At 68.6% G+C, this 16,516-nt stretch carries 15 protein-coding genes; 10 read left to right on the forward strand and 5 right to left on the reverse strand.

Features of this window, described 5'->3' with window-relative positions:
* Positions 1–4: 4 nt before the first annotated feature.
* From BLA15945_RS26990 to upp, 5 genes are all read right to left on the reverse strand, one after another.
* Positions 5–754, reverse strand: a complete 750-nt coding sequence (locus BLA15945_RS26990) for a nicotinate-nucleotide adenylyltransferase (RefSeq protein ID WP_404823587.1) — start codon at positions 752–754, stop codon at positions 5–7.
* Positions 745–1,668: an oxygen-dependent coproporphyrinogen oxidase gene (gene hemF, locus BLA15945_RS26995; protein ID WP_059233567.1), complete on the reverse strand. Its 924-nt coding sequence runs from the start codon at positions 1,666–1,668 to the stop codon at positions 745–747. Before hemF ends, BLA15945_RS26990 begins: the two co-directional genes overlap by 10 nt.
* Positions 1,669–1,786: 118 nt before the next feature.
* Positions 1,787–3,067 carry a phosphoribosylamine--glycine ligase gene (gene purD, locus BLA15945_RS27000; RefSeq protein ID WP_059233568.1) on the reverse strand — a complete coding sequence of 427 codons (1,281 nt, stop codon included), beginning with the start codon at positions 3,065–3,067 and terminating at the stop codon, positions 1,787–1,789.
* A gap of 104 nt (positions 3,068–3,171) precedes the next feature.
* Complete coding sequence (locus tag BLA15945_RS27005) at positions 3,172–3,900, reverse strand: YebC/PmpR family DNA-binding transcriptional regulator (protein ID WP_059233569.1); 729 nt, start codon at positions 3,898–3,900, stop codon at positions 3,172–3,174.
* Positions 3,901–4,117: 217 nt separating this feature from the next.
* The gene (gene upp, locus BLA15945_RS27010; RefSeq protein ID WP_006481871.1) at positions 4,118–4,768 is read right to left on the reverse strand and encodes a uracil phosphoribosyltransferase; all 651 of its coding nucleotides are present in this window, start codon (positions 4,766–4,768) and stop codon (positions 4,118–4,120) included.
* Positions 4,769–4,977: 209 nt separating this feature from the next.
* Between upp and BLA15945_RS27015 the strand changes: the two genes are divergently transcribed.
* The 10 genes from BLA15945_RS27015 (at position 4,978) to BLA15945_RS27060 (ending at position 16,436) form a co-directional block, all read left to right on the forward strand.
* The gene (locus BLA15945_RS27015; protein ID WP_059233570.1) at positions 4,978–5,757 is read left to right on the forward strand and encodes an SDR family oxidoreductase; all 780 of its coding nucleotides are present in this window, start codon (positions 4,978–4,980) and stop codon (positions 5,755–5,757) included.
* A gap of 55 nt (positions 5,758–5,812) precedes the next feature.
* A complete protein-coding gene (locus BLA15945_RS27020; RefSeq protein WP_059233571.1) occupies positions 5,813–6,205 on the forward strand; it encodes a methylglyoxal synthase in 393 nt (130 codons plus the stop codon).
* A gap of 177 nt (positions 6,206–6,382) precedes the next feature.
* The gene (locus tag BLA15945_RS27025; protein WP_059233572.1) at positions 6,383–7,357 is read left to right on the forward strand and encodes a quinone oxidoreductase family protein; all 975 of its coding nucleotides are present in this window, start codon (positions 6,383–6,385) and stop codon (positions 7,355–7,357) included.
* Positions 7,358–7,657: 300 nt separating this feature from the next.
* Positions 7,658–7,750, forward strand: coding sequence for a K(+)-transporting ATPase subunit F (gene kdpF, locus BLA15945_RS27030; RefSeq protein ID WP_006752209.1), 93 nt, complete (start codon positions 7,658–7,660; stop codon positions 7,748–7,750).
* Positions 7,747–9,552, forward strand: coding sequence for a potassium-transporting ATPase subunit KdpA (gene kdpA, locus BLA15945_RS27035; RefSeq protein WP_174993813.1), 1,806 nt, complete (start codon positions 7,747–7,749; stop codon positions 9,550–9,552). Before kdpF ends, kdpA begins: the two co-directional genes overlap by 4 nt.
* A 54-nt stretch (positions 9,553–9,606) precedes the next feature.
* Positions 9,607–11,691, forward strand: coding sequence for a potassium-transporting ATPase subunit KdpB (gene kdpB, locus BLA15945_RS27040; protein ID WP_059233574.1), 2,085 nt, complete (start codon positions 9,607–9,609; stop codon positions 11,689–11,691).
* A 25-nt stretch (positions 11,692–11,716) separates the two neighbouring features.
* Positions 11,717–12,298 (forward strand): potassium-transporting ATPase subunit KdpC, encoded by a 582-nt coding sequence (kdpC, locus tag BLA15945_RS27045; protein WP_059233575.1) that lies wholly within the window; start codon positions 11,717–11,719, stop codon positions 12,296–12,298.
* 163 nt (positions 12,299–12,461) lie between these two features.
* A complete protein-coding gene (locus BLA15945_RS27050; RefSeq protein ID WP_059233576.1) occupies positions 12,462–15,305 on the forward strand; it encodes a DUF4118 domain-containing protein in 2,844 nt (947 codons plus the stop codon).
* Entirely contained in the window at positions 15,298–15,996 is a 699-nt protein-coding gene (gene kdpE, locus BLA15945_RS27055) for a two-component system response regulator KdpE (protein WP_059233577.1), read from the forward strand. Before BLA15945_RS27050 ends, kdpE begins: the two co-directional genes overlap by 8 nt.
* A 158-nt stretch (positions 15,997–16,154) precedes the next feature.
* A complete protein-coding gene (locus tag BLA15945_RS27060) occupies positions 16,155–16,436 on the forward strand; it encodes a putative hemolysin (protein WP_059233578.1) in 282 nt (93 codons plus the stop codon).
* The last annotated feature ends 80 nt before the right edge of the window (positions 16,437–16,516 follow it).

Below are 16,516 nucleotides of genomic sequence, written 5' to 3' on the forward strand. Positions count from 1 at the left end.
GGATTCAGGAATGGTAGAGGCGATGTTGAAGAATATAGGCCCATACGGCGGCCGGCACATGTTCGGCCGACGCATCGGGCATTTGCGCATGGCGCGCGATGCATTCGCGCAGGTGGGCGCGGATGTCGGTCGCGGCGATGTCGAACGAAAGGGTCGTATCGATCAGCAGGCGGCCGGCCGGCGTGGCCTTCAGCACGTCGGCGCCGGCCTGCCGCGCGGCGATTTCCTGCGCAACGTCCGGCGGCGCCGCGCCCAGGTCGAAACCCGGGCGCGTCGACACGCAGATGTGCGCGTAATCGAACAGCTTGCGCCAGTCGCGCCACGTATCGAGGCGCACGAGCTGGTCGGCGCCGATCAGCAGCGACAGCGACGCATCCGGACCGATCCGCTCGCGCCAGCGCGCGAGCGTCTCGACCGTGTAGGTCGGGCCGGTGTGCTCGATCTCGTCGGTGGCGACGGTCACGGTCACGCCCGGCACGGACAGCGAGCCGGCGGCCGCGCGCGTCATCGCGAGCCGGTGTTCGGCGGCCGATACGTCGCGCTTCTGGTACGGCTGCCCGGCGGGCAGCAGCACGAGTTCGGTCAGGCCGAGCAGTTCGGCGAACCGGCGCGCGAGCGCGAGATGGCCGTCGTGGATCGGGTCGAAAGTACCGCCCAGCAAGCCGATACGACGCGGCAGCGGGGCGGGGCGGGCGGTGGTGTCCAGAAACGCGTCCTTTCCTTGGGGCAGCGGGGCGCGCGGGCTCAGACCCAGTCGCGCGGCACGATGAAGTCGCTGTACAGGCGCGCTTCCGGCGAACCCGGCTCGGGCTGCCAGTTGTAGCGCCAGTTCGCGACAGGCGGCATCGACATCAGGATCGATTCGGTGCGGCCGCCGCTTTGCAGGCCGAACAGCGTACCGCGGTCGAACACGAGGTTGAATTCGACGTAGCGGCCGCGTCGGTATGCCTGGAAGTCGCGCTCGCGCTCGCCGTACGGCAGCTCGGCGCGGCGCTCGACGATCGGCAGGTACGCCTGCAGGAACGCATCGCCGACGCTTTGCATCATGTCAAACGAGCGTTCGAAACCGGGTTCCGAGAAATCGTCGAAGAAGATCCCGCCGATGCCGCGCATCTCGTTGCGGTGTTTCAGGAAGAAATACTCGTCGCACCACTTCTTGAAGCGCGGATAGAGCGCGACGCCGAACGGGTCGAGCGCATCCTTGCAGGTCTGGTGAAAATGCCGCGCGTCGTCCTCGAAACCGTAAACCGGTGTCAGATCCATGCCGCCGCCGAACCAGAACACGGGCTCCTCGCCCGGTTTCGTCGCGATCAGCATCCGCACGTTCATGTGGACGGTCGGGCAGTACGGATTGCGCGGGTGCAGCACGAGCGACACGCCGAGCGCCTCGAAGCCGCGGCCCGCGAGCTGCGGGCGCGCCGCGCTCGCCGACGGCGGCAGCGCGTCGCCCGCGACGTCGGAAAAGCCGATCCCCGCGCGTTCGAACACGCGGCCGCCTTCGAGAATCCGCGTGCAGCCGCCGCCGCGCAGGCGTTCGGCCGGCCCGCGCTGCCACGCATCGGTCGCGAGCGGCGTGCCGTCGAGCGCGCCGAGCGCGTCGGCGATGCGTGTCTGCAGGCCCTGGAGGTACGTGCGCACGCGCGCCACGTCGTAGGTCGAATCGGTCATGTCTGGACTGGGTGCCCCCGCCCGAAGCGGGGGCCGTAAAAAAGGCATCTGCCGGGCATTCTATCGAACCCCGGCAGAGGGGCCGCCGCCGCGCTGGGGCGGGGCGGCAGTTGCGACGTCACACGCTCTTGCGGTTGAGCGCGCGGAAACCGATGTCGCGGCGGTACTGCATGCCTTCGAAATTGATCTGGTTGATCGTGTCGTACGCATGCTGCTGGGCTTCGCGCACCGAATCGGCGAGGCCGACCACGCACAGCACGCGGCCGCCGGACGTCACGAGCTTGTCGCCGTCGCCGAGCGTCGTGCCTGCGTGGAACGTCACGGCCTGTTCGGTCTCGGCCGGGATCCCGTTGATGCGGTCGCCCTTGCGCGGCGCGTCCGGATAGCCGTGCGCGGCCAGTACGACGCCGAGCGCGGTACGACGGTCCCAGTCGAGCTCGACCGTGTCGAGCGTGCCCGCGATCGCCTGCTCGACGACCTTCGAGAAATCGCTCTTCAGGCGCGCCATGATCGGCTGCGTTTCCGGGTCGCCCATCCGGCAGTTGAACTCGAGCGTGCGCGGATTGCCGTCCTTGTCGATCATCAGGCCCGCGTACAGGAAGCCCGTGAAGCGGATGCCGTCCTTCTCCATCCCGCGTACCGTCGGCATGATGATCTCGCGCATCACGCGTGCATGCATCTGCGGCGTGACGATCGGCGCGGGCGAATACGCGCCCATGCCGCCGGTGTTCGGGCCGCGGTCTTCGTCGAGCAGGCGCTTGTGGTCCTGGCTGGAAGCCAGTGCCAGCGCGTGCTTGCCGTCGACCATCACGATGAAGCTCGCTTCCTCGCCGTCGAGGAACTCCTCGATCACGACGCGCGCGCCGGCGTCCCCAAGCTTGTTGCCCGACAGCATCATGTCGACGGCCGCATGCGCCTCTTCGAGCGTCATCGCGACGACGACGCCCTTGCCGGCCGCGAGGCCGTCGGCCTTCACGACGATCGGCGCACCCTTCGCGTCGATGTACGCGTGGGCGGCCGCCGCATCGGCGAAGGTTTCGTAGTCGGCCGTCGGGATGCCGTGGCGCTTCATGAACGCCTTCGCGAAATCCTTCGAGCTTTCGAGCTGCGCGGCTTCGCGGGTCGGGCCGAAGACCTTCAGGCCGCGTGCGCGGAACAGGTTGACGATGCCGGCCGCGAGCGGTGCTTCCGGCCCGACGAGCGTGAACGCGACGCCTTCGCTTTCCGCGAAATCGGCGAGTTCGTCGAGCGACGTGATATCGACGTTCTTCAGACGCTCGTCCTGCGCCGTACCGCCATTGCCGGGCGCGACGTAGACCATCTGGACGCGCGGCGACTGCGCGAGCTTCCACGCCAGCGCATGTTCGCGGCCGCCGGAACCGACGACGAGTAGTTTCATGGGATTCCCCGCAGACTAGAAAACAGGGCGGCCGGCACGCTCAGGCGCGCCGGCCGCGGAATCGGTCAGGCCACCGCCGCGACAGGCTCGCGGCGGCCGGCATCTCATTCCTCGATGATGACGGCGTTCGTATACACGTCCTGCACGTCGTCGAGGTTCTCGAGCGCGTCCAGGAGCTTCTGCATCTTCGCCGCGTCGTCACCGGTGAATTCGACTTCGTTCTGCGGCTTCATCGTCACTTCGGCGAGTTCGGCCTTGAAGCCGCCGGCTTCGAGCGCGTCCTTCACCTTCGAGAATTCCTGCCAGTCGCACAGCACTTCGATCGAGCCGTCGTCGTTCGTGTTCACGTCGTTCGCGCCGGCTTCGAGCGCGGCTTCCATCAGCGCGTCTTCCGACGTGCCGGGCGCGAACAGGAACTGGCCGACGTGATCGAACATGAACGCGACCGAGCCGTCGGTGCCCATGTTGCCGCCGAACTTCGAGAATGCATGGCGAACTTCCGCGACCGTACGCGTGCGGTTGTCGGTCAGCGTGTCGACGATGATCGCCGCGCCGCTGATGCCGTAGCCTTCGTAACGGATCTCTTCGTAGTTCGCGCCGTCCGCGCCGCCGACGCCGCGATCGATCGCGCGCTTGACGTTGTCCTTCGGCATGTTCGCGTCGGCAGCCTTGTCGACCGCGAGACGCAGGCGCGGGTTCGAGTTGACGTCGCCGCCGCCGAGGCGCGCCGCAACCTGGATTTCCTTGATCAGGCGGGTCCAGATCTTGCCGCGCTTTGCGTCGGCCGCTGCCTTCTTATGCTTGATGTTGGCCCATTTCGAATGACCAGCCATACCTTTCTCCGTGCCCGGGCGCGCAGCGCGGGCGATTGTTTCAATGTGTCGTTGAATCGGCGGCCGTTTCGGCGGGCATGAAGCCGCGGGGCCGCGCGTGTCGAGTGGAGCGTGATTTTATCACGCGGCGACCGCCGGTTCGGGGCCGCCGCATCTGGCCGAACGGCCGGGCAGGCCGCCGCGGACCGGGCCGCGCGCCGCGCGGCCGTGCCGGCACTCAGTTCTTGGTGCCGAACAGGCGGTCGCCCGCGTCGCCGAGGCCCGGCACGATGTACGCGTGCTCGTTCAGGTGGGAATCGAGCGACGCGACGAACAGCTTCACGTCGGGGTGCGCGTCCTGGAACACCTGCACGCCCTCGGGCGCGGCGACCAGCGCGACGAACATGATGTTCGCGGCCGGCACGTTGCGGCGCTTGAGCACGTCGACCGCGTGCACGGCCGAATAGCCGGTCGCGACCATCGGGTCGCACAGGATGAAGATGCGGTCTTCCAGGTCCGGCAGGCGCACCAGGTATTCGACCGGGCGGTGGTCGTCGGCGCGGTACACGCCGATATGGCCGACGCGCGCGGACGGCACCAGGTCGAGCAGGCCGTCCGACATCCCGATGCCCGCGCGCAGCACGGGCACGATCGCGAGCTTCTTGCCCGCGATCACGGGGGCGTCGACCGCCACCAGCGGGGTTTCGACCCGCTTGGTCGTGATCGGCAGGTTGCGGGTGATCTCGTAGCCCATCAGCAGCGTGATCTCGCGCAGCAGCTCGCGGAACGTGCGCGTGGACGTGTCCTTGTCGCGCATGTGCGTGAGCTTGTGCTGGATCAGCGGGTGATCGGTGATGAAGAGATTCGGGAAACGGCTGTCCTGTTTCATGACGGGGGCGCCTTGGCGGCAAAAGGGGATCGGGGGGCGGCGGCGGGCGCAAGCCGGCCGTCGCTTATGGCCGCAATTTTACCAAGGCGCGCCGCATGATCCGGATATTATCGACGTCTCACGACAATCCGCGCGCCGCGCCCGCCCGTTCGCCCGCCCCCCGGCGGCGCGGGGCCGTCCCGGCGCGCGTCGCCACCAGGGAGTCGACGATGGATCTCGGTATCGAAGGAAAGACCGCGCTCGTATGCGCGGCAAGCAAGGGTCTCGGGCGCGGCTGCGCGGAAGCGCTGGCCGCCGAGGGCGTGAACCTCGTGATCGTCGCGCGCACGCGCGACACGCTCGAGGAGACCGCGGAGGAGATCCGCGCCGGCGCGAACGTGTCGGTCACGGCAGTCGCCTGCGACATCACGACGCCGGACGGGCGCGCGGCCGCGCTCGCCGCCTGCCCGCAGCCGGACATTCTCGTGACGAATGCCGGCGGCCCGCCGCCCGGCGACTTCCGCGATTTTTCGCACGACGACTGGATCCGCGCGCTCGAGTCGAACATGCTGACGCCGATCGAGCTGATCCGCGCGACCCTCGACGGGATGATCGCGCGCCGCTTCGGCCGGGTCGTCAACATCACCAGTTCGGCCGTGAAGGCGCCGATCGACGTGCTCGCGCTGTCGAACGGCGCGCGCTCGGGGCTGACGGGCTTCGTTGCGGGGCTGTCGCGCAAGGTCGCCGGCCAGGGCGTGACGATCAACAACCTGCTGCCGGGGCTGTTCGACACCGACCGGATCGCGACGACGCTCGCCGCCTCGGCGAAGGCGCAGGGCGTGACGGTCGACGAAATGCGCGCGCGGCGCGCGAACGACATCCCGGCCGGCCGCCTCGGCACGCGCGCGGAATTCGGTGCGGCCTGCGCGTTCCTGTGCAGCGTGCATGCCGGCTATATCACCGGGCAGAACTGGCTGCTCGACGGCGGTGCGTACCCGGGTACGTTCTGACCCGCGCGTTTCGCTTCACGATCACGACAACAACCGAACGACGAAGGAACTGGAGATGAGCAAACCCCGCATCGCATTGATTGCGCACGACGCGAAGAAGGACGAGATCGTCGCGCTCGCGGGCGAATACCGCGCGACGCTCGCGCAATGCCGGCTGGTCGGGACCGGCACGACGGGCGGCCGCATCGCAGCCGCGCACGGGCTGGAGGTCGAGCGCAAGCTGTCGGGGCCGCTCGGCGGCGACCTGCAGATCGGCGCGGAACTGGCCGAGGGCCGCGTCGACATCGTCGTGTTCCTGCGCGACCCGATGACCGCGCAGCCGCACGACCCCGACATCACCGCGCTCGTGCGCGCATGCGACGTGCACGACGTGCCGGTTGCGACCAACGTCGCCACCGCGCGGATGCTGCTCGACGATCTGGCGCGCAACATGCAGGACGTTTGTTAGGCGCGCGCCGCGCCCGATTGCCCCTGTTCGCGGCAGGGCCATGCACGGACGGCGGCGACGCGCGAGAATCGTGCGTCGCGATACGCGCCTGCGGCCCGGTTCCCGCATGAATCGGCCGGCCCGCGCATCGGCGACCCGGAATTTTTCCTGACCGATTGACAGACGAGGAGCGAAACGATGCCGAAAGCAATCCGATACGACCAGCCGGGCGGCCCGGACGTGATGAAGTGGGTCGATGTCGAAGTCGGCGAGCCGAAGGCGGGCGAGGTCCGCATCCGGCAGCACGCGGTCGGGCTCAACTACATCGACGTGTATTTCCGCACCGGCCTTTATCCGCAACCGCTGCCCGGCGGCCTCGGGATGGAGGCCGCCGGCGAAGTGACGGCCGTCGGCGACGGCGTGACCGCGCTCAAGGCCGGCGACCGCGTCGCGTATGTCGGGCAGCCGCCGGGGGCGTACGCGCAGGAGCGCGTGATGCCGGCCGAGCGGCTCGTGAAGCTGCCCGACGGCATCAGCTATGACGATGCCGCGTCGGTGATGCTGCAGGGCCTGACCGCGCACTACCTGCTGCGCCGCACGTATCCGGTGAAGGCCGGCGACACGATCCTGATCCACGCGGCGGCCGGCGGTGTCGGCCTGCTCGTGTGCCAGTGGGCGAAGGCGCTCGGCGCGACCGTGATCGGGACGGTCGGCTCCGACGAAAAGGCCGAACTCGCGAAGGCGCACGGCTGCGATCACCCGATCGTCTACACGCGCGAGAACTTCACGCAGCGCGTGAAGGAGATCACGAACGGCGCCGGCGTGCCGGTCGTCTACGATTCGATCGGCAAGGATACCTACATCGGCTCGCTCGACTGCCTCGCGCCGCTCGGCTACTTCGTCAGCTTCGGCAACGCGTCGGGCCCGCTGCCGCCGATCGACTCGAAGGAGTTCTCGTCGCGCGGGTCGCTGTTCTTCACGCGGCCGACGCTGTTCTCGTACATCGCGAAGCGCGCCGATCTCGAAGCCGCGGCCGCCGAGCTGTTCGACGTGATCCTGTCGGGCAAGGTGAAGACCAGCATCAACCAGCGCTATCCGCTCGCGGAAGTCGGCCGCGCGCATGCCGATCTCGAAGCGCGCAAGACCACCGGCTCGACGATCCTCGTTCCCTGATCCATCCCCCCGTGCCGGCGCCATGCCGGCACGCACCCCCGCGGGCGGCGCCGTGGCGCCGTCCGTCCCGCCTCCCGGTTTGCCCCGTCCGCGCGTTTACACGTTTTTTATATCCGCCCCGATACCTTTGACCCGTCCTTTACGTGCGTTCCCATAAGGTTCTAGTCGTCTGATTTCGACGACGGAGAACACAAAAATGGATGGGGTTTTCATCGGCGCTCTGGTGCTCTTCACCGCGTTGATCCTCGGTTTGGTCGCCGGTTGCGACAAGCTTGTGCAATACGGTCGCGGGGGGCGAGCATGACCTGGATGCTTTGGCTGGCGGGCGCCTCGACGGCGCTGCTGTTTGCGTATCTCGTCTTTGCGCTGCTGCGCGCGGAGGACATCGAATGAACGCGAACAACCTGTTGCAGACGCTGCTGTTCATCGTCGTGCTGCTCGCGGCGGCCGTGCCGGTCGCGCGCTACCTGTCGGCGGTGATGGACGGCAGCTCGCGGGTCGTGCGCGTGTTCGGGCCGCTCGAACGCGTGCTGTACCGCATCGCCGGCGTCGACGCCGGCAGCGAGATGAACTGGAAGCAGTATGCGATCGCGACGATCGCGTTCAACGCGCTCGGCGCACTGTTCCTCTACGGCCTGCTGCGCCTGCAGGGCTTCCTGCCGGGCAATCCGCAGCAGTTCGGCCCGATGACGGTCGACGGCGCATTCAACACGGCCGTCAGCTTCGTCACCAACACGAACTGGCAGGACTACACGCCCGAGCAGACCGTCAGCTACCTGACGCAGATGCTCGGCCTCACTGTGCAGAATTTCCTGTCGGCGGCGACCGGCATCGTCGTCGTGATCGCGTTGATCCGCGGCTTCGCACGTCACACCGCGCAGACGATCGGCAACTTCTGGGTCGACCTGACGCGCGTGACGATGTACGTGCTCGTGCCGATGTCGGTCGTGATCGCCGCGCTGCTGATGAGCCAGGGCGTGATCCAGAACATGAAGGCGTACCAGGACGTGCCGGTGCTGCAGGCGAGCACCTACGCGGCGCCGAAGCTCGATGCGCAGGGCAACCCGGTGAAGGACGACAAGGGCAATGCGGTCACGGTGCCGACCCCGCTCGCGAAGCAGACGCTCGCGATGGGCCCGGTCGCGTCGCAGGAAGCGATTAAGATGCTCGGCACCAACGGGGGCGGCTTCTTCAACGCGAACTCCGCGCACCCGTACGAGAACCCGACGCCGTTCGCGAACTTCATCCAGATCTTCGCGATCCTGATCATCCCGGCCGCGCTGTGTCTCGTGTTCGGCCGCGTGATCGGCGACCGCCGGCAGGGCATCGCGGTGCTTGCGGCGATGACGGTCGCGTTCGTGATCGCGATCGGTGTCGAGGTAAGCGCCGAGCAGGGCGGCAACCCGACCCTTGCCGCGCTGCACGTCGACCAGTCGGCGAGCGCGCTGCAGCCGGGCGGCAACATGGAAGGCAAGGAAACGCGCTTCGGCATCGCGCAGACCGGCATCTTCACGGTCGCGACGACGGCCGCGTCGTGCGGTGCGGTCGACACGATGCACGATTCGCTGACGCCGCTGGGCGGCCTCGTGCCGATGCTGCTGATGCAACTGGGCGAGGTGGTCTACGGCGGGGTCGGCTCGGGCCTCTACGGGATGCTCGTGTTCGCGCTGCTCGCGGTGTTCGTCGCCGGCCTGATGATCGGCCGCACGCCGGAATACGTCGGCAAGAAGATCGAAGCGTACGAGATGAAGATGGTGTCGATCGTCGTGTTGCTCACGCCGCTGCTCGTGCTGGTCGGCACGTCGATCGCCGTGCTTGCCGATGCGGGCAAGGCCGGCATCGCGAACCCGGGCCCGCACGGCTTCTCGGAAATCCTGTACGCGTTCAGCTCGGCCGCGAACAACAACGGCAGCGCGTTCGCGGGCCTGACGGTCGGCACGCCGTTCTACAACTGGATGACCGCGATCGCGATGTGGTTCGGCCGCTTCGGCACGATCGTGCCGGTGCTGGCGATCGCCGGTTCGCTCGCCGCGAAGAAGCGCATCGCGGTGACGAGCGGCACGCTGCCGACGCACGGTCCGCTGTTCGTCGTGCTGCTGCTCGGCACCGTGCTGCTGGTGGGCGCGCTGACCTACGTGCCGGCGCTCGCGCTCGGCCCGGGCGTCGAGCACCTGATGATGTGGCTGGGCGCGTAACGCGCGCCCGCATGGCGACACCTTGAAAAGACTGAAGAGATTGAAGAGATCGCAATGACTCAACATTCCGCAACACGGTCCATGTTCGATCCGGCGCTGCTGCGCCCGGCGATCGTGGACTCGTTCAAGAAACTCACGCCGCGCACGCAGTTCCGCAACCCGGTGATGTTCTGCGTGTACGTCGGCAGCATCCTGACGACGATCCTGTGGATCGCGGCGCTCGCCGGCCAGGCCGAGGCGCCCGCGGGCTTCATCCTCGCGATCGCGCTGTGGCTGTGGTTCACCGTGCTGTTCGCGAACTTCGCCGAAGCGCTCGCCGAAGGGCGCTCGAAGGCGCAGGCCGCATCGCTGCGCAGCGCGAAGAAGGACGTGATGGCGAAGAAGCTCAACGAGCCGCATCCGAAGTCGCCGATCCGCATCACGACCGCGACCGAGCTGCGCCGTGGCGACGTCGTGCTGGTCGAGGCCGGCGACGTGATCCCGGCGGACGGCGAGGTCGTGGACGGCGTCGCATCCGTCGACGAATCGGCGATCACCGGCGAATCCGCGCCGGTGATCCGCGAATCGGGCGGCGATTTTTCGTCGGTGACGGGCGGCACGCGCGTGCTGTCCGACTGGATCGTCGTCAAGGTCACCGCGAACCCCGGCGAGGCGTTCCTCGACCGGATGATCGCGATGGTCGAAGGCGCGAAGCGCAAGAAAACGCCGAACGAGATCGCGCTGACGATCCTGCTCGTTGCGCTGACTATCGTGATGCTGCTGGCCACCGCAACGCTGCTGCCGTTCTCGATGTTCTCGGTCGAAGCGATGAAGGCCGGCCACGTGGTGACGATCACCGCGCTCGTCGCACTGCTCGTGTGCCTGATCCCGACGACGATCGGCGGGCTGCTGTCCGCGATCGGCGTGGCCGGGATGAGCCGGATGATGCAGGCGAACGTGATCGCGACGTCGGGTCGCGCGGTGGAAGCGGCCGGCGACGTCGACGTGCTGCTGCTCGACAAGACCGGCACGATCACGCTCGGCAACCGCCAGGCGTCGACGTTCGTGCCGGCGCCGGGCGTGACCGAGGAAGCGCTGGCCGATGCCGCGCAACTGTCGTCGCTTGCCGACGAAACGCCCGAAGGCCGCAGCATCGTGGTGCTCGCGAAGGAGCGCTTCAACATTCGCCAGCGCGACATGGCGCAGCTGCATGCGGCGTTTATCGGCTTTTCCGCGCAGACGCGGATGAGCGGCGTCGACCTGCCGGGTCGTGAAATCCGCAAGGGTGCGGCCGACGCGATCCGCCGCTACGTCGAGACGCACGGCAGCCGCTTCCCGGAAGAAGTGCGCCGCGCGGTGGACGAGGTGGCGCGCCGCGGCAGCACGCCGCTCGTGGTGGCCGACCTGCATGAAGGGGCGGCGCGCGTGCTCGGCGTGATCGAGCTGAAGGACATCGTGAAGGGCGGCATCAAGGAGCGCTTCGCGGAACTGCGCAAGATGGGCATCAAGACCGTGATGGTGACGGGCGACAACCGGTTGACGGCCGCGGCGATCGCGGCGGAGGCGGGTGTCGACGACTTCCTCGCGGAAGCGACGCCGGAAACCAAGCTCGCGACGATCCGCGAGCACCAGGCGGCTGGCCGGCTCGTCGCGATGACGGGCGACGGCACCAACGACGCGCCGGCGCTCGCGCAGGCCGACGTGGCCGTGGCGATGAACACCGGCACGCAGGCGGCGAAGGAGGCCGGCAACATGGTCGACCTCGACTCGAACCCGACGAAGCTGATCGAGATCGTCGAGATCGGCAAGCAGATGCTGATGACGCGCGGCTCGCTGACGACCTTCTCGATCGCGAACGACATCGCGAAGTACTTCGCGATCATCCCGGCCGCGTTCGTGACGACCTACCCGCAGCTGCGCGTGCTCGACATCATGCACCTGACGTCGCCGGCGTCGGCGATCCTGTCGGCGGTGATCTTCAACGCGCTGATCATCGTCGCGCTGATTCCGCTCGCGCTGAAGGGCGTCACGTACCGGCCGCTCGGCGCCGCGTCGCTGTTGCGCCGCAACCTGCTGGTCTACGGCCTCGGCGGCGTGCTGCTGCCATTCCCGTTCATCAAGCTGATCGACATGACGCTCGCCGCACTCGGCTGGGCCTGAGCCGGCCGCATTTGAAGGAAACATCATGAAAACGTTGATTCGCCCGCTCGTCGTGCTCTTTGTCGTCCTGACCGCCGTGACGGGGCTCGCTTACCCGGCCGTGATGACCGTGTTCGGCCAGGCCGTGTTCCCGTCGCAGGCGAACGGCAGCCTGATCGAGAAGGACGGCAAGGCGGTCGGCTCCGCGCTGATCGGCCAGCCGTTCGACGCGCCGAAGTACTTCTGGGGCCGGCTCTCGGCCACGTCGCCGATGCCGTACAACGCGACCGGCTCCGGCGGCTCGAACCTCGGCCCGCTGAACCCGTCGCTCGCCGACCAGGTGAAGGGGCGCATCGCCGCGCTGCACGATGCCGGCACCGACATGTCGAAGCCCGTGCCGGTCGATCTCGTGACGGCGTCGGCGAGCGGCCTCGATCCGGAAATCACGCCGGCCGCCGCCGCGTACCAGGTCGAGCGCGTCGCGAAGGCGCGCAACCTGGCGCCGGATGCGGTTGCGCAGCTCGTGGCCGCGAACACGACGGGCCGCCAGTTCGGCGTGCTCGGCGAGCCGCGCGTGAACGTGCTGAAGCTGAACCTCGCACTCGACGCGGCGCAGGCCGCGCACTGAGCGCGCGGCCGGGCTTCCGGTGACAACCGGCGTCCGGCGCGGCACGATCCGCGCCGGACATGCTTTTTTCCCGACGGCGCATGCGCCGTCTTTGCCTTTTGCGGCGATTTGGAACAACAATGCTCGTACTCGCGCGCATCCGGGCGCTCCGCTTTCCTGACGCATGAACCGTCCCGATCCAGACCAACTCCTCGACAAGCTGCAGCGAGACGAAGAAAAGCAGCGGCGCGGCCAGCTCAAGATCTTCTTCGGCGCTTCCGCCGGTGTCGGCAAGACCTACGCGATGCTGCAGGCCGCGCGCCAGCGCCTGCAGGAAGGCGTCGACGTCGTCGTCGGCATCGTCGAGACCCACGGCCGCAGCGAAACCGCCGCGCTGCTCGACGGCCTCGACGTGCTGCCGCTCGCGCGCATCGACTATCGCGGCCGCACGCTTGCCGAATTCGATCTCGACGGCGCGCTTGCGCGCGAGCCGCAACTGATCCTCGTCGACGAGCTCGCGCATTCGAACGTGCAGGGCGCGCGGCACCTGAAGCGCTGGCAGGACGTCTACGAATTGCTCGACGCGGGCATCGACGTGTATACGACCGTCAACGTCCAGCATCTCGAAAGCCTGAACGACGTGGTCGGTGCGATCACCGGCATCCGCGTGTGGGAGACCGTGCCCGACCGCGTGTTCGATGCGGCCGACGAAGTCACGCTCGTCGACCTGCCGGCCGAGGAGCTGCTCGAGCGGATGCGCGACGGCAAGGTCTATCTCGCGCAGCAGGCCGAGCGCGCGGTGCGCAACTTCTTCCGCAAGGGCAACCTGATCGCGCTGCGCGAACTGGCGCTGCGGCGCACGGCCGATCGCGTCGACGCGCAGATGCGCGAATACCGCGCCGACCGTTCGATCCAGCGCATCTGGCAGGCGCGCGAGCGGCTGCTCGTGTGCGTCGGGCCCGGCCCCGAAGCGCCGACGCTCGTGCGCGCGGCCGCGCGGCTCGCCGCGAGCCTGAAGGCCGACTGGCTCGCCGTGTACGTGGAGACGCCGCGCCTGCAGCGGCTGCCCGATGCGCGGCGCCAGCGCACGCTCGATGCGCTGAAGCTCGCGGCCGAACTCGGCGCGGAGACGGCCACGCTCGCCGGCGCCGACGCGGTGGCCGCGCTGATCGGCTATGCGAAGGTGCGCAACGTATCGAAGATCGTCGCGGGCGGCTCGCCGAAGGCCGGACTCGTGCGCCGCCTCGCGCGGCCGTTCGGCGAGCAGCTCGCCGAACGCGCGGGCGATGTCGACCTGATGCTGATCCGTGCGTCCGCGAGCGACGAGGCGCGCGCCGCGCCGCTCGATGCGCGGGTGCGCGACTGGCGCGATGCGTTTGCGCAGTTCGGCACGCATCGTTCGCCGCCGCGGCACTACGCGTATGCCGCCGCGATCTGCGCGGCGATCACCGTTGTCGCGAACCTCGTATCCGAGCGGCTCGACCTGACGAACCTCGTGATGCTGTACCTGCTCGGCGTGGTGTTCTCGGCCGTGCGGCTCGGGCGCGGGCCGGGCGTGCTGCAGTCGTTCCTGTCGGTGGCCGCGTTCGATTACTTCTTCGTGCCGCCGCGCATGTCGTTCTCGGTCAGCGACACGCAATACCTGCTGACCTTCTTCGGGATGCTGCTGACGTCGCTCGTGATCAGCCACCTGACGTCGACGCTGACGCGCCAGGCAAGCGTCGCGCAGCGCCGCGAGCGCCGCACCGGCGCGATCTATGCGATGGCGCGCGAGCTTGGCGCGGCGCTGACGACCGAGCAGATCGTCGAGATCGGCAGCCGCCACGTGGGCGAGGTGTTTCGCGCGCGCGTCGCATTCCTGCTGCCCGACAGCGCCGACAAGGTGCGGCAGAAGATCGAGGACCCCGACGCGGCCGTCACGCTGACGGGCGCCGATCTCGACAGCGACGTCGGCCAGTGGGTGTACGACCAGCAGAAGCCGGCCGGCCGCGGCACCGACACGCTGCCCGCGACGGCCGCGCTGTACCTGCCGCTGAAGGCGCCGATGCGTACGCGCGGCGTGCTCGCGGTCGCGTCGCGCGAGCCGCGCGAACTCGAGGTGCCCGAGCAGCAGCGGATGCTCGACGCGTTCGCCGCGCAGATCGCGCTCGCGCTCGAACGCGTGCACTACGTCGACATCGCGCGCGATGCGCTCGTCAACATGGAGTCCGAACGGCTGCGCAACTCGCTGCTGTCGGCGATCTCGCACGACCTGCGCACGCCGCTCACGACGATCGTCGGTTTCTCGTCGATGCTCGCGAACGGGCGCGCGGCCGCGCAGGGCGGCGACGCCACGGCGGCCGAGCGGTTCGCGCAGCGCGAAGGCGAACTCGTCGACGCCATCCACGACGAGGCGCTGCGCATGACGGGCATCGTCACGAACCTGCTCGACATGGCGCGGCTGCAGGCCGGCAGCCTGCAGCTCAAGCGCCAGTGGTCGCTGCTCGAGGAAACCGTCGGCGCCGCGCTCGCCGCATGCAAGCGTGTGCTTGCGCGTCATCCGGCGCGCGTCACGCTGCCGGCCGACCTGCCGCTGCTGCAGATGGACGCGGTGCTGATGGAGCGCCTGTTCACCAACCTGTTCGAGAACGCGGCGAAGTACACGCCGCCCGATACGCCGATCGACATCGGCGCGGAACGCGTGACCGACGACGGGCTGCCGTTCGTGCGCGTCCATGTCGACGATCACGGCCCGGGCCTGCCGGCCGGAATGGAAACGCGCATCTTCGACAAATTCACGCGCGGCGAAAAGGAATCGGCGACGCCGGGCATCGGCCTGGGCCTTGCGATCTGCCGTGCGATCGTCGAAGCGCACGGCGGTAAAATCGGCGCGCTCAACCGCACCGCGCCCGACGGCCACGTGACGGGCGCGCGCTTCTGGTTCACGCTGCCGGTCGAAACGCCACCGGCCGCGCCGGCCGTGCCCGACGAAGAATCCGATGTGCCGGGCGCATCGTCCCCATCCGAGTCATTGCCAGACCATGAGTGAACCCAGCCTGACCGTCGTCCTGATCGAGGACGAAAAGCAGATCCGCCGTTTCGTGCGCGCCGCGCTCGAAGAGGAGGACATCGCGGTGTTCGAGGCCGAGACGGGCAAGCAAGGGCTGATCGACGCGGCGACGCGCAAGCCCGACCTCGTGATCGTCGACCTCGGCCTGCCCGACACCGACGGCCTCGACGTGATCCGCGAACTGCGCGGCTGGTCCGAGGTGCCGGTGATCGTGCTGTCCGCGCGCACGCAGGAAGAGGAGAAGGTCGCCGCGCTCGACGCGGGCGCCGACGACTACCTGACCAAGCCGTTCGGCGTGTCCGAACTGCGCGCGCGGATTCGTGCGCAGCTGCGCCGGCGCAACCAGGGCGGCGCGAACGAATCGCCGAAGGTGACCTTTGGCACGGTGACCGTCGATCTCGCGCTGCGCCAGGTGTGGCGCGACAACGAGATCGTGCACCTGACGCCGCTCGAATACCGGCTGCTCGCGACGCTCGTGCGTCACGCGGGGCGCGTGCTCACGCACCGCCAATTGCTGCGCGACGTGTGGGGGCCTTCGCACGTCGAAAGCCATCACTACCTGCGCATCTACATGGCGCACCTGCGCCAGAAGCTCGAGCTCGACCCCGCGCAGCCCGAGCACATCGTCACCGAAACGGGCGTCGGCTACCGGCTCGTCGGCGCCGCGTGACGGAGCGGGCCGGGCGGCAGCGGCGTACCGGCACATGACGTCGCGCGCCGGCAGGGTTGCGTCGGCGCGACAGTCTCGCGACCTGCGCCGGCCTTGCACACTCCGCGCTCATTCCCCGTTATCCTGACCGTTCCGCGAACAAAAACGAGGAGCGTGCAATGTCCGTCCGTCTGGTCGTCATCTGTGCGCTGGCGCTCGCTGCGCCCGGCGCGTTCGCCCAACCGCTGCCGCCCGCGCAGCAGCCGCCCGCGCAGGCGGCGATGGCCAATCCCGCGTCGGTCAACTGCGAGAAGCTCGGCGGCCGCCACGTGGTCCGCAGCCTGCCGAGCGGGCAGGTCGGGATGTGCATGTTCAAGGATGGCCGCGTCTGCGAGGAGTGGGCGCTGTACCGCGACGACCGCTGCGTCGGCGGTGTCGCGCCGAAGCGCGTGTCGAACTGACCGGGCCCGGCCGATCGCGCCCCGGATCGGCCACCGGCGTGGCCCGCAGCCGGCGTGTCCGTAAGCATCTTGTTATACTC

The organism is Burkholderia arboris, assembly GCF_902499125.1.
Lineage (GTDB): Bacteria > Pseudomonadota > Gammaproteobacteria > Burkholderiales > Burkholderiaceae > Burkholderia > Burkholderia arboris.